The organism is Paenibacillus sp. J22FR5, from assembly GCF_059691975.1.
Map to the genome: position 1 here is coordinate 105,644 of NZ_JCAUAN010000012.1, position 14,469 is coordinate 120,112.

A 14,469-nucleotide genomic window follows, 5' to 3' on the forward strand; every position below is an offset into this window, starting at 1 on the left:
TTAGCGCGCTAAGACAATGCTCGGACCTGTATAGACCATACAGTGGAAATCGGCCGGTCCGGTCGGTGTCCACTTCTCGTAAGTATCTGTGATCGTGAATCCAGCATGCTGATAAGCGCGAATCGCTCGCTCGTTCCAAACGAGCACCTCCAGATCGATCTCCTGCTCGGGTGCTTTTCTCTGAGCTTCAGCTACGAGCAGCTGAACAAAGCTCGTGCCAAGCCCGCTGCCTACATTTGTGCCTATGCTGATGCTTCCGCTTTTATCCCGACCCTCGCTGCTGCTAGCTCCACCTTTGCCACAAAGATCAGGGCGCAGCCCTAAGCCTAAGCGGGTGACACCCACAATTGGAAAGAACTGAACGAACCCATGTAACGTGCCAAATTCATCGACAACGCCGCGATATTGCGCTTCTCTTATTTGTGGATCAGCGAATTCGGATTGGTTCTGAAGCATGGTGGTCCAAGGGGACCAATTGTAAATATCGTAAGGAGCGGGATAGCTCCATGTGCAGAGTTCCTGACAAGACGTTTCGGTTAGCGGAACCACACGCCAAGGTAAAGTTAAGGTAATAGGTTGAGGCATTTTTTGGGCAACCTTTCTATAGGCAGTATTTGGCCATTGTTCTATTTTAAAATAACAATCCCCCTAATTCCACCTGTTTTCTACTAGATACGGCGTAAATTCTCGATAATGACAAATTCATATAAATTATACTAAGGAGGGCACCCGTGATGACACAAGTGACCATTCGTGAAGCCGTAATGTCCGATATCCCCCAGCTCAAAACCCTAATGCTCGCTTATATTGTGGATTTCTATCAGTACCGACAACCTGAGGATGAGAAGCTGAACGCTTTGATTCATGAACTGCTCGAACAGAAAATTGGCATTCAATTTGTGGCTGAGACCGAGGAGGGGGCATTAGTTGGCTTTGCGACCTTATATTTTACCTTCAGCACGCTGCGTGCCTCCAAGATTGCCGTTATGAACGATTTATTCGTCGTCGAGGCTGAACGTGGACAGGGCGCGGCGGCGAAGCTGTTCGCGGCTTGCAAAGGGTACTCAGCAAGACATGGTTATGCAAATTTAACCTGGACAACGGCTCCAGATAACTTACGCGCGCAAGCATTTTACGATAAAATGGGTGGAGATCGAAGTCATTGGCAATCGTACTCCGTTAATCCCACAAGTGGGATGGGAGATTAACTGTAGGTAGGGGAAGGTGGCAGGAACCGTGGAAAATATCGTAAGTCAAACCTGGTTGCTTGGACAGCTGGGGGATGCGAATATCGTCATCGCTGATTGTCGGTTTGCGCTTGGAAAGCCTGAATCAGGCCGCGAGCAGTATGAGCAGGATCACATCGCGGGAGCGGTGTATGTCGACTTGGAGAAGGACTTATCGGGTGCCAAAATGGCGCACGGGGGTCGACATCCACTCCCGGATCTAGGTGCGTTCTCGATCCTCGTTGGGAACCTCGGTATCGACGGCACGAAGACCGTCGTTGCTTACGACGATCAAGGCGGAGCTATGGCATCGCGCCTGTGGTGGATGCTGAAATTCCTCGGCCACTCCGAGGTTTATGTATTGGATCAAGGATACACCGTGTGGAAATCCGCAGGGTACCCGGTAACGGATGAAGTGCCTGCGGTATTCCCGCGCACCTTCTCACCGAAGGTGTACCGTTCCATGCTGGCTAGCATGGACGAGGTAAAGGACAAGCTCGGTCGCCCCGGCACCGTGCTGGTGGATTCTCGCGAGGAGCGCCGCTACCTCGGCTTGGAAGAGCCGATCGATGCGGTGGCCGGCCACATCCCGGGTGCGCGCAGCTTCTTCTGGAAAGGCGTTCTCGGTGAGAACGGCGCTTGGTTGTCAGCTGCGGAGCAGGAGCAGCACTTTGCCGCGCTGCGCGATGCCGATGAAATCATCGTCTATTGCGGCTCCGGCGTGACGGCTTGCCCGAACGTATTGGGCCTCAGCGAAGCGGGCTTCGACAACGTGAAGCTCTACAGCGGAAGCTGGAGCGACTGGATCAGTTGGGAAGATAACCCGATTGCGACGGGTGAAGAGTAAGGACTGAGAACCCGCGTTGGAGGCGTGTTTGGGGGCTAGGACAGATTACCGAGAGGTAGACTGTTCAGCCCTTTTTTTGCAATAGTGAGTGCGTAATACCACTTAGATAACAACAAGGCTGCCGAGATGAAGGGCGGTCTTTGTTGCGTTTGAGAGGAGAGAACACTTGCTAATAATGCGATATCGGAGTCAATGCCAGATGACGGCGATAATTGTTCTTGACGAACAGTTTGCATCTATTCTAGTATTCAATTAATTAATTGAATATGAAGGAGAGGGCAATCATGGGAGCTGAACCCGTCGCAACGACTTCTGCCAAAGATTATAAGAATGAACTGTTTCAACAGTTAGCTCGGGTGGGAAAGTGTCTATCCAGCGACAAACGGCTTGAAATCTTGAGCATGCTTGCTCAGGGACCCAAGTCGGTAGAGAAGCTGGCTCAAGCGACCGAGATGAGCGTGGCTAACATATCCCGCCATTTGCAGGTTTTGCTCGATGCCAGACTTGTGAAGTTCAGCAAGAAAGGTACGTATGTCATCTATTCGTTGGCTGACCCTTCAATTGCGGCGTTTTTGTTTGCGTTGTGGCGCGTTAGCGAGAGTCAACTTGCAGATGTGGCGAGGATTAGGCAGGAATATATGCAGGGATATGAGGATGTACGGACGATATCTTTGGAGGAAGCAAGGGTGAGAATGGATGCGGGAGTGATCATCCTGCTCGATGTTAGACCACGAGATGAATATGAGGCCGGTCATCTCGCGGGGGCCATCTCCGTTCCGGTGGAGGAGTTGGAACCTTATCTTAACCATCTGCCTAGACCCGTCGAAGTGGTAGTCTATTGCAGAGGGCCCTACTGCATCACTTCGACGCAGACCGTTGCCAAGCTGCAGCGGGAGGGGATTACGGCATACAAGTTGGAGGGGGGCGAGTATGAATGGCTGAAGGCAGCGAATTGATTAGCGAATACATTCATTCTCCGGAAAGACAGCAGCAGCTCTATCGCAAATCGTTGATGATTGTTATCATCGCTCAACTATTTGGCGGAGCAGGGCTCGCAGCAGGCGTGACGGTCGGAGCGCTGCTTGCTCAAGATATGCTCGGAACGGATAGCTTAGCTGGGGTTCCTGCAGCATTGTTGACGCTGGGTGCAGCTTCGTCTGCGCTGTTTGTCGGACGACTATCGGGGCGGTTCGGTCGTCGGGTAGGATTAACCACGGGCTTTCTGGCTGGAGGCCTCGGGGCGATCGGAGTTGTATTCGCAGCCATCGCGGATAACCTTCCGCTTTTGTTCGCTTCGATGCTGATTTATGGCGCTGGCACCTCGACCAACCTCCAAGCACGTTATGCAGGAACGGACTTAGCTCAGCCTAAGCAGCGGGCGAGGGCTATCAGCTTGGCCATGGTATTCACGACGTTTGGTGCAGTTGCAGGGCCGAACCTGGTGGGTGTCATGGGGCGATTCGCGACATCTGTCGGCGCTCCTGCGCTGGCGGGCCCTTTTATGCTCGCGGCTGCGGCTTTTATTATGGCGGGCTTGGTGTTGTGGGTAATGCTCCGTCCAGATCCTTATCTCGTCGCTAAAGCCATCGCCGAAGCGCAAGAAGCGAATCCATCTAAAGGGATGGTTCCTGCGAATCCTTTGGCACCGGCTGTCCGTAACCGAGGAATCATCATTGGGACAACCGTGATGGTCTTGACGCAGGTCGTGATGGTCGCGATCATGACGATGACGCCGATTCATATGAAACATCACGGACATGGGTTGAGCGCGGTCGGCATGGTGATCGGCATTCATGTCGCAGCAATGTTTCTGCCTTCCTTGGTAACGGGAATTCTCGTAGACAAGGTCGGGCGTACGTTTATGTCCATCGCAGCAGGGGTAACGCTGCTGTTGGCGGGACTGCTTGCTGCATGGGCACCGGCCGATTCGATGGTATGGCTCATCGTCGCTCTGGCGCTGCTCGGACTCGGCTGGAATTTCGGTCTGATCAGCGGTACTGCGCAGATCATCGATGCGACATCCCCAGCCACGCGTGCTAAGACACAAGGAACCGTGGATGTATTGGTATCATTGGCTGGAGCATCGGGGGGAGCTTTGTCGGGCATGGTCGTCGCCCATTCCAGCTTTGCCTTCCTCTCTCTGGCGGGAGGATTCCTATCCCTATTGCTGATCCCGGTTATGATTTGGTCGCGTCGAGGGATCGGTCGATAAGATTTAATATCGAATGTTTCAACCTATTCGGCAAATTCCTTCACCAAGCAGCAATAACAAAACCCGCCTCTGGCTTGGCACATCCGTGTAAGCTTTTGGTGGGTTTTTCACTGCGAATAAAAGCCGCTAACCTTGGCTAGGCTGTGGGTAACATTCTTTGGACAAGGGGATTAGAGCAAATGAAATTTGAACTTGGACGCTGCATGCTACAGGAACGACTAGATGAATACGGAATAGCTAGAGAAGAACTAAGCCGTGCACTGCATTATAGGCCGGAACGATTAGTCGACTATATGGAAAATAAGAGAATCATGCCCTTAAAAGTAGCCATTTCCATTGCGGATACTATCGGTTGTAGGGTGAGCGACTTGTATGAGTTGATTGTGGTAGGGTCTGTCCCTACTTAGAACAACCCGAACAGTTTTTTGCAAGTATTTTTACGTCGAGGATCAAGAAGCTCAGTAACGCCTGCTTTGTCGAGCTTTTCGAATAACGCCTCGGCGCCGTGCTTGAGTTTGTAATCCATTTCTTCACTGTAGAGTGGTGTTAAGCTGAAAAAATAAACTTCCCTTTCCGGCGAGACGGCTAGTGTGAAGAACTCGTTAACGGGGAATCGTTAACATCATGCCCATTAGCTTCGTATTACCTGCATACGGTTCGGCAGGATTCTTGTTGGGAATGGTGTGAGCCGCATACAGCCACGTGTTGTATTCATGAGGGAGACGGGCTAACGTTTTTAGGGCGCGGATAGGCCAGTAATTTTCTTCATTTTGAATGCTTTCGTTGGATAGCTTCCAATCTGCGGGGAGACAGATCATGAGTTCGGCATAGCGGAAGGCTTCTGCTCCTCCAGGGACGGTCATAGGCAAGTTGCTCATTCCGGAGGTAACCAAAGTAATGAAATTACGTTCTTTTGTGGGTGCTACATAAAGAATGTCGATATGGACCAGGTCGGAGACGATTTCATGAAATACGGATTGAATCGGCCCAATGTACTTCTCCACATGCTGAGAAATGAGTTCGAGCGAAGCTTCATCCCCGTGGGCGGCTGTGAAAGGTCGATCGGTTGCTTGATGACGATAAATAGGGCTACCGCCTGGAGATTGTTCTTTCGTGTTCATAGGGCACCTCTGGGAATATAGTTAGAATTAATATAACTATATAGGATTCTGTAGGAGTTGGGAATATTTAGTTGTTAATGCAAAAGAAAGTGCCCACTCTCCGCAAAAGGAGAGTGGGCACTATTAATTGGTTTTTATTCAGAAGAATCCGTAAAAATAATTTCAAAATCAAGCACGGCTGAATCATCACTGGTGTATCGCAACTTCTCCGTTGTGTCGGCAATGTATGTAATAACGACAGGTAAAGTGGATGTATGACTGAATGAGAAGTCATAGGTTCTGCCGGAACTATAAGTGCCATTCCTGCCTAGGTAACCGCTTTGGTTACGAGCGGAAACAGAATAGTACAAGCTTCCTGATACGTCTTGATGAAATAGAAGGTGGTAAGTGTCATAGTCTGTAGAAGTTGTTAGATTAGAAGTTTCTACAACACTCATACCGTTAATAATACGCCGAATTGTTCCTTCTGATAGTACATTGCCATGTGCAACGTAGGCCAGTTCCAAATTATTCGTTAGATCTTCAAAATTAATTTCAGCCATGCTTAGCAGATTACCAGCAGAATACAATTGCGCAAATAATTGCTCATTCTGCAAGTATGGGGTGTGATTGGCAACCAAGTATTCGATCCGCGCGGCTTGTCTATTCACTGAAACATTAGTAGCGATTGGGATATCCGTGTATCCGACTCGAATTTTTAATGCATTGATCAGAAGCGGACTCTCCAGCGCCGCTTGCCTTACTTCGAAACTATACACGCCGTTACCCAGATTCATGAAATTTGTGAACAGGTCTGGGTCGTCTAACCCTCTCGACATTTCACCAACCGTTGCTTTCACATCCTGCGCAGCAAGGTCCGTATTACCTTCGCCGTATACATTAGCAACCTTGAATGTCACGACAACATTTGAGCCTTCAGCATTCAGATGTTGGCTCATCATTTGAGTGGCATAAACAGTTGGATTATAACCTCTAACGGAGAAGCTTGGAACCTTGGAAGCCAAACTACTCAATTGTGTGCTTCCTAGTGGTCCTCCATTTTCTAGAAACGTTTCTAATATAACTTGTTTTACATACTGGACATTGGTATCATCCGTTTGATAAACACCGTAAGTAGCCAGAGATTCTCTATTCAATGCATCCCAAGCTATATGATTGCCATCGATATAATCGTAGAGCGCTTGGTTGAGAGGTGCATTGAAGGTGTAGTTGCTAATAATATTTTGCAGCAAATTGTAAACTTCATAGCTCTGTAAGCCTATGAATTCCTCGCCTTTTGCCATTATTGCTCTTTTGTAATTATCAAAAGCACTATCAACTATGCTGCCCACACACGTGTTTTTTAGATCTTCCAAGGTCAATGCTGTGGTTCCTTCGCTTGTTGCATAAGCCTGTACGTTCCTAAGAGCAGACTCACTATCTACTGCTTCCAGCTCCAGTGTTTGACTTATACCTGACAGCGGGTTCGTTGCCCTTAGTATAATATGTCCAATGCCAGAAACAGTGAGGTATCCCTGTTGTGTAACTGTTGCAATCTGACTTGGCTCGACGCTCCAGACAATATCCTTATTCGTCGCAATATATGGTGAAATAATTAGTCGGACTGCATTGGATCTATTAGTAGAAATGCGATTAGAGTTTGTATAAAGACTTAACCCAATGGATGTAACAGGAACCCCCGGAACGGGCGTCGTTACTAACAACTCATCCGCTTGGATGACCACCCCTCGAAGTGAAAGATTCGAAAGTGTATAAGTTGTCGAACTCTCGCTGCCTATAAACACGATTTGATAAGAGTTAGTCTCATCATTGTAAGAGAACGAAGGGAAAACACTCATATCACTAAGGGATTTTTCATCGCCGTTAACCTTAACTGTAAAATCGTCAACCGTGTAGCCTTTCAACGAATCGCCTTTAGCGTTTTTAACATCTATGCTGAGAGCTACACTTCTCGTTCCAGGTCCTTGTTGAACAGGCGTGCCTATCCAATTGGATAACGGCGACGGAATTGTATCATTTATTGCCTCTTGAATCGCCGTCCTAGTTAAAAGCTTATAATTACCGCGCTGGAATTCAAGCTCCATTAGATGCTCTGCCACAGCAAGCTGTGAGGTGGAGGAAATGCCATTTAGATCATAAGCACTAAGGATGCCCTCAGCGCCATTGTTGAGCACTGACCAAATGTAAGTGCCATAAAAACCTGACATTAACGCACGTTGAATGATCGGTGCAGCATTTGCGCTATCCACCCATCCTTGCATTCTTGCCACAAAATCCTGATCAGAAGAGGCTGAGAGCAGTGCGTCCTTATCCCTGGTAAGAGCAAATCGATACAAGTCGAGCTGATGTTCGTCCAAATCTTGAAGCCCTGCACGGATCAAATCATATTTGGGAATCAAAGTCATGTTTGTTATCGCTAAGCGGATATCTGACAAGGCCTTCGACAATGATTTATGCACGTTGATTGTGGCAGACGGTTCAGAGATGTTACCAGCGGTATCAACGGCATACAGCACATAGTCTCCATGAGGTACAGACGACAACTTTAATGAAGCTTGCCCGCCCATCGAAGCAAATGTACTTGTGACGGCACGAGAGGTAATTTCCCCTAACCCGCGCGCTGTCCCTTCTGGCACCAAGTAAAGCGTAGCCGCCTCGTTCAATGTGACTGTTATATCTTTCAGATCAAGTTCAACGACTCCTGTTGAGACTGAGGTTAGTATTGGCTGTATCGTATCGTGCTCTGGCAATAATCTGACGTTCGTTAGATGTACTTGGTTAGCATTGGAATAGCTGTCTTTTTGAATTACTTTCTCTGTTTGGCTAGTAAAGTAAATCGATCGGCTTGGAAAATCTAAATTACCGTAGGAATAGATATTCTCAGCCACATAAATCGTTGTAACGTTTCCATTAGCTAGAGCATTTCCTAAACCTTCAGCGTTGTTTACAAACGCAGTAAGATTGTCTATGCCATCAGAGAGAAAGTAGTTTTCTTGAGATACTCGATTAATAAATCCTGTATATCCGCCAAGGCCAATCACCTTAATTGTACCTACGAAGCTGTGAAGTGCTGCTTGAAGCTTCGTTTCGTCATTGCCAACATCGGAATATATATCTAGTGCACCCCATCCCACATGTGGAAATGGATTGAATGAAATTGAAAAACCAGGAGCAGATAGTTTGGTGTTGGAATTGGAACCATACATCCCTGAGAGCTGTACATCTCGGTTGAATACGAACGGTTGGGTTAGATGTATATCATTGAGCAGCAAAATATAAGGAATGCTAGTATCAGCGTGTGCCGCTAATAGTTCGCTTTCACTAGTTACAGCTACACCTTGTTGTAGGTAAAGATACTTATAATTTTGCCCCATATTGACAGTAAATGGCGGCATCGGATACAGTAAATATCCTGATTTATCAACTGTAAGGGTATAAGTTGCATTTGCAGGGATATTGGTAAAGTTGAAAGTACCGTCTGCATCCGATGTGACTGTTTGCACATAGCTGCCGACATCTGCCTGCAGAGTCACGTCCACATTAGATAGCACCGTATTATTATCACCGCTAGCTCTAACAACACCTGTTATTGTTCCGACGGGTAGAAACTCCAGTGTACCGATATTGTTCACATTAGGTGTAACCGTAAAAGCTGTTACCGGCAGTTTCGGTTGATAGTCTGCGATAGCGATAGCTGATACCGTATATCCCACAGGCAGGTTAGTAAATGTAAATTTACCGTAAGTATCGATATAGGTTTTGTAAGTAGTCCCTGGTATTCTAACCTCAGTACCCGTTATAAGATCCCCTGTTGTGGACATTGCGATGCCTTCAACGGTACCAGTGACAGGGTTGAGACTTACAGTGACCGGCGGATTCTCATATTGATTAACCGTCACGGATCTGTCTTGCCCCCAAAAATTATTAGCTGAAAATTGAAGCGTATAGCTGCCTACTGGTAGGTCGCTGATCGTAAAGTTGCCCGTTTCATCCGTATATACCGTTTTGTTTGTTCCTTTGATATGGATGGCTGCGAAGGCTAGATTGCCTCCGTTACTCGAAGCAACGGTTCCCGAAATACTAGCAATAATTTTCTGCATCACCACATTGCCAAAATCCTTGATTTCACCTGTAGCCAGGTTAAAAGGATCTAGAGATACTGTCTCATAGGTAGCTTTCGTGACGACGAGTGCTGCACTGCTGCGCGCCGTAACATCGTTAAATGTAAACCTCCCACTCTCATTGGTGGTCGCTGAAATGCCGTCAAGCGAAACACTCGCACCAGCAACGAAATGGCCATCCTCATCAATTACCGTTCCTTTTACAATGCCTTTAACAGGAGTGAGACTTACTGGAACTGAACTAACCTCATTTTGTGAGACCGTCACCGTTCTGACATCACCGACGTAGTCATCCGAAGAAAACTGTAGTGTATAGTCGCCGACCGGCAAGTTGTTGATCGTAAAATCGCCATCTGCATCGGTTTCAAACATGGCATTGGTTTCTAGGATAGTGATGTGTATCGCTGCCAAATCACCGCCATACACAGAAGTTACCTTTCCTGAAATAGAGCCTTTGGCTTTCTTTATGGTCACATTGCCAAGATCCTTCATTTGGCCCGTAGCTAAATCAAAGGCAGGCACGGCCACCGTCTCATAGGTAGCTTTCGTGACGACGAGTGCTGCACCGCTGCGCGCTGTAACATCGTTGAATGTAAACTTCCCACTCTCATTGGTGGTCGTTGAAACGCCGTCGAGAGAAACATTCGCACCGCTAACTAAATGGCCTTCGTCATCAATTACCGTTCCTTTTACAATGCCTTTAACAGGAGTAAGGCTTATTGGGACTGACGTATTCTCATTTCGTGATACCGTCACCGTTCTGACATCACCGACGTAGTCATCCGAAGAAAACTGTAGTGTATAGTCGCCGACCGGCAAGTTGTTGATCGTAAAATCGCCATCTGCATCGGTTTCAAACATGGCATTGGTTTCTAGGATAGTGATGTGTATCGCTGCCAAATCACCGCCATACACAGAAGTTACCTTTCCTGAAATAGAGCCTTTGGCTTTCTTTATGGTCACATTGCCAAGATCCTTCATTTGGCCCGTAGCTAAATCAAAGGCAGGCACGGCCACCGTCTCATAGGTAGCTTTCGTGACAACGAGTGCTGCACCGCTGCGCGCTGTAACATCGTTGAATGTAAACTTCCCACTCTCATTGGTGGTCGCTGAAACGAGATCAAGCGAAACATTTGCATCAACAACGAAATGGCCATCCTCATCAATTACCGTTCCTTTTACAATGCCTTTAGCAGGAGTAAGGCTTACCGAGACCGGCTGATTCTCAGTTTGTGAGACTGTCACGGAGATGTCTTGGCCTACATAGTCGGTCGCTGAAAATTGAAGCGTATAGCTGCCTACTGGTAGGTCGCTGATCGTAAATTTGCCGGTTTCATCCGTAAATACCGTTGTGTTTGTTCCTTCGACATGGACTTGTACGGATTCTAACCTGCTTCCAGTAGTAGAAACAACATTGCCTGAAATACTGCCAGGGACAATGACAATAGGAGATAGCCTGATTATACCTGTATCATACACATTTTCTGAAACGGTTACACCCGAGATATGCAGAGGCTGGTAACCTTGCCTCATAATGACCAGTTCGGCTATTCCCCTTGGTAGGTTAGTTAGAGTAAATAAACCGTTAATATCCGTTGTGGTTGAATAGGTAGTTCCCGTAACGCTGACGAAAGCTTCACCTAGTAGCTGATTATTGGCGGACGTAACTACACCCCGAATGCTTCCCGTCAGTTGTGGACTGGCTGCTTTTTCAAGAAGAAGGGTTGGTATCGTTGTAAGGCCGTCCTTCGTTATGATAAAGGGTTGTGTAATCCCCGCGTAGGTGTCCTTTGTTACGGTGAGGCTTTGATCACCAGTTGGCACATTGCTCAAGATGAAGTAGCCGTTTGGATCTGTAAGCACAGTCAAAGGGGTGATTGGGTTATTGACAGTAACAAGCGCCGACTCCAGTGTCTGATGGTCGGGGCCATACACATAGCCAGAAACGGAACCGTAGGCAGGGATTTTTCTCAAAATCAAATTACCCAAGTTGCGCGTATCCCCAGACAAAATATTAAAGACTTCAGAAGAAGCCGGGGTGTAGTTTTCCTTGGTGACATGAACTCTCGTTTGATAGGTAATAGGGACATCTATGAATTCAAAATGACCGGAAGCATTCGTCTGCGTGACCATCGTAGTTCCATCAAGATCAAGCGTAATATCAGCACCAATAACCGCTGCCCCCGTCTCATCTTTGACGAAGCCTGTAATGGTTCCTTGGAAAGCCTGCTGGTTGAAGGGCTGAATTTGGCCTAATAGGTTTTGAATATCGGCTTTACCGAATGTGCTTTGGCCCGTAATAGCGCTGGCGGCTTGGCTATTGGAAATGGCTTTCACCACATCCTGAATATCAACTCCATTATGATCTTGATCGAGCGTATAGCTGGCGAACACCGATGTCGGCAAAGTTGTAGACAGTAAACAAATACTTATAAAAACCTTTAACTTTCGCATATGCACATCTCTCTCCTACTTAAAGCTATTCCACTAATTTTGTATAGTTCTTTAGATAGATAAATCGTATCATATGTCGGGAGTTTTTTGTTGGTTTTTGGCGATTTTTGTTAAATTTTATAAATGAAAATTGCCCGAGGGGCTTGTGTGCACCTTTAATGACCAAAAAGGGCTAGACACCACCTATAAAGGTAGCGCCTAGCCCTTTTCTATATGATCACACGGTAACTGGCATCAACTGTTCATCGTCACTGTTATCCTTCTTTGTACGAGATAGAAAGTAGACACTTATTAGAATCAAGGAAGCAGCCAGGTAGATACTCAAGTAGCCAACCTGATGCCACATTTCAGCGTATTGACCGCTGGAAATGACATACCTGAACCCTTGAATCGCATAGGTCATCGGTAGCCAAGGATGAAGTGCTTGTGCCCAATTTGGCAGCAATTCTAATGGATAAGTCCCGGCGCTTGAAGCTAACTGGAGGATCATCAGCACGAGAACGACGAATCGCCCTGGTTGATCCAGCCATGTGACCAGCATTTGGATGATCAGCATGAAGGTTAAGCCGACGACGAAGGTAAAGACGTAGAACAAAGGAATGCTCTGTACTTTCAAGTCTAAGATATAGGTGAGAACTGTCGTTGCGATCAAAGCTTGGAAAGTACTCATCAGACCAAAGGTTAAAAGCTTGCTAACGAGTAATCGCAGCCCTGTTGCGCCTGGAATCGTTGTACTTCTGGCCGCATAGATGGTTGTGAACACTAGTGAGCCTGCAAATAAAGCCATGGAAATGAAATAGGGGGCAATCCCATTGGCATAAATCGCAACCTTACGGTCGTCATTGGCTGTAATCTTTACTGGCTCTGCTAACATTTTAATGGTTTTGTCGTCTGCCTTGACGGCAGCTGTTTGCTTCGCGGCATCGTTTAATTTGGAAGCCAGCTGTGCGCTGCCGTCTACCAATTTCGGTGCGCCTGCATCAAGCGCAGTCGCACCCTCATTAAGCTGCGCGGCTCCGCTGGCTACTTTACTAATGCCCGCAGCCATTTGAGTCATGCCGCTGGCCAGATCTCCAGCCCCGGTGCTGACTTGCGCCGCGCCGCTCTGTAGCTTGGTGCCGCCAGCAGTTAGCTGAGGCAATTTCGAATTAAACGCGCGTAAGCCATCGTACAGCTGCTGCCCACCCGTTTGTAATTGTGTGGCTCCCGCAGTTAATTGCTTCTGTCCGTCACTTAGTTTCTCAGCACCTGCGGTTAGCTTTTGCGTTCCTGAATCGAGTGTCTTACTGCCAGTGAGAAGCTGCTTCTGAGCCGTAGTTAACTTTTTGTTTCCCTCTGCGACCTCTTTACTAGCTGCAAGGAGTTTGGTGACTGTCGCATCGGAAGCTAGATCAGGATGCGCTGCGACCAATGCCTCAAGACCCGAGGCGACTTGTGAGGAGCCGTCTTCCAATTTCTCACTAACGCTTACGGCCGATGTAAGGCCATCTACTAATTGCTTGCTGCCCGTGGAAGAGGAAGCAAGGCCAGAGGCTAATTGATCCGCACCTGTTTGAGATGCTTGCAGCCCTGTCACTAAGGAAGACGTGCCGGCTAATGTTTTCTGAGCGCCTTGTTCAAGCTGTGCGCCCGCGTCTTGTAATTGGTTCACTCCGCTCGATAGTGCGGCGGCGCCTTTGCTAACTTCCAATGCGCCTGAGCTTAATTGGGAGGCACCTTTTTGCAGCAAACCAGCATTATCGTCCAATTGTTTGGTGCCGTCCGCAAGGATGACCAAGTTGGATGTGACTTTATGAATCCCATCACTTAAGGATTGTGCGCCAGCATTAAGATCGGAGGCTCCTTTACCAGCTTCGCTGAGCCCATTTGAAATGGTTTCGAATTCAGAGAGAATGCTTGTGGAATAGGCTTCCGTCAGCGTTTTGGACAACTTGTTTTTCAATTCCTTCGTTGCGCTTTCCCCAATTTGACCAGCAACAAAGTTGTAATAGCTGTTGGATTCGAAAATGATGTCCGCCTGCTTCGGAGTGGCGCTAGTAATCGATGCCGCATCTGCCGAAAATGAGGGAGGGACCGTAATTGTGGCATAATAACGGTTATTTCTCATCCCCTGCGCGGCTTCCTCAGCACTCATAAAGCCCCAGGAAAAGCTTTCATTTTTGCGCAGTTCATCCATAAACTCATTTCCTATATTCCGTGCTTCCCCTTCAAAATTCGCGCCCTGATCCAGATTGACGACGGCGATGGGCAATTTCTCAAGTTGGCCGTAGGGATCCCAAGTCCCTTTAATTAAGAATCCGCTATATAAAATAGGGACTAACGCGACAGCGATAAAGGTGATGATCAGCATGGGATTCTTAATAAAGCGGCGGAATTCACCAGCAAATACTTGTGTCATGTTTTTCAATGGCGATGCTCCTTTACAATATAGAATAAATATGTTTCACATAATTAGTCGACTATATTTCTTGATAAACGCACTCGTCTT

Annotated in this window: 9 protein-coding genes and 1 pseudogene; 5 read left to right on the forward strand and 5 right to left on the reverse strand. The window is 47.5% G+C overall.

Annotation, left to right across the window (positions count from 1 at the left end; translation table 11 throughout):
• Positions 1-585, reverse strand: a complete 585-nt coding sequence (locus AC58P7_RS17260) for a GNAT family N-acetyltransferase (RefSeq protein WP_497344934.1) — start codon at positions 583-585, stop codon at positions 1-3.
• 149 nt (positions 586-734) lie between these two features.
• Between AC58P7_RS17260 and AC58P7_RS17265 the strand changes: the two genes are divergently transcribed.
• The 5 genes from AC58P7_RS17265 (at position 735) to AC58P7_RS17285 (ending at position 4,692) form a co-directional block, all read left to right on the forward strand.
• A complete protein-coding gene (locus AC58P7_RS17265; protein WP_497344936.1) occupies positions 735-1,208 on the forward strand; it encodes a GNAT family N-acetyltransferase in 474 nt (157 codons plus the stop codon).
• A 28-nt stretch (positions 1,209-1,236) separates the two neighbouring features.
• Entirely contained in the window at positions 1,237-2,073 is an 837-nt protein-coding gene (locus tag AC58P7_RS17270) for a sulfurtransferase (RefSeq protein WP_497344938.1), read from the forward strand.
• Between the two features lie 284 nt (positions 2,074-2,357).
• Positions 2,358-3,029, forward strand: coding sequence for an ArsR/SmtB family transcription factor (locus AC58P7_RS17275; protein ID WP_497344940.1), 672 nt, complete (start codon positions 2,358-2,360; stop codon positions 3,027-3,029).
• Positions 3,008-4,285, forward strand: coding sequence for an MFS transporter (locus AC58P7_RS17280; protein ID WP_497344942.1), 1,278 nt, complete (start codon positions 3,008-3,010; stop codon positions 4,283-4,285). Before AC58P7_RS17275 ends, AC58P7_RS17280 begins: the two co-directional genes overlap by 22 nt.
• 143 nt (positions 4,286-4,428) lie before the next feature.
• Entirely contained in the window at positions 4,429-4,692 is a 264-nt protein-coding gene (locus AC58P7_RS17285; RefSeq protein ID WP_497344943.1) for a helix-turn-helix domain-containing protein, read from the forward strand.
• Here AC58P7_RS17285 and AC58P7_RS17290 read toward each other — a convergent pair.
• From AC58P7_RS17290 to AC58P7_RS17305, 4 genes and pseudogenes are all read right to left on the reverse strand, one after another.
• Positions 4,689-4,826: pseudogene (locus AC58P7_RS17290) on the reverse strand (suppressor of fused domain protein); the annotation flags it as partial. The gene AC58P7_RS17285 and the pseudogene AC58P7_RS17290 overlap by 4 nt on opposite strands.
• A 61-nt stretch (positions 4,827-4,887) precedes the next feature.
• Positions 4,888-5,406 (reverse strand): suppressor of fused domain protein, encoded by a 519-nt coding sequence (locus AC58P7_RS17295; protein ID WP_497344944.1) that lies wholly within the window; start codon positions 5,404-5,406, stop codon positions 4,888-4,890.
• A 134-nt stretch (positions 5,407-5,540) separates the two neighbouring features.
• Positions 5,541-11,981 (reverse strand): carboxypeptidase regulatory-like domain-containing protein, encoded by a 6,441-nt coding sequence (locus tag AC58P7_RS17300; RefSeq protein WP_497344946.1) that lies wholly within the window; start codon positions 11,979-11,981, stop codon positions 5,541-5,543.
• 217 nt (positions 11,982-12,198) lie between these two features.
• The gene (locus AC58P7_RS17305; protein WP_497345019.1) at positions 12,199-14,379 is read right to left on the reverse strand and encodes a YhgE/Pip family protein; all 2,181 of its coding nucleotides are present in this window, start codon (positions 14,377-14,379) and stop codon (positions 12,199-12,201) included.
• Positions 14,380-14,469 lie beyond the last annotated feature (90 nt).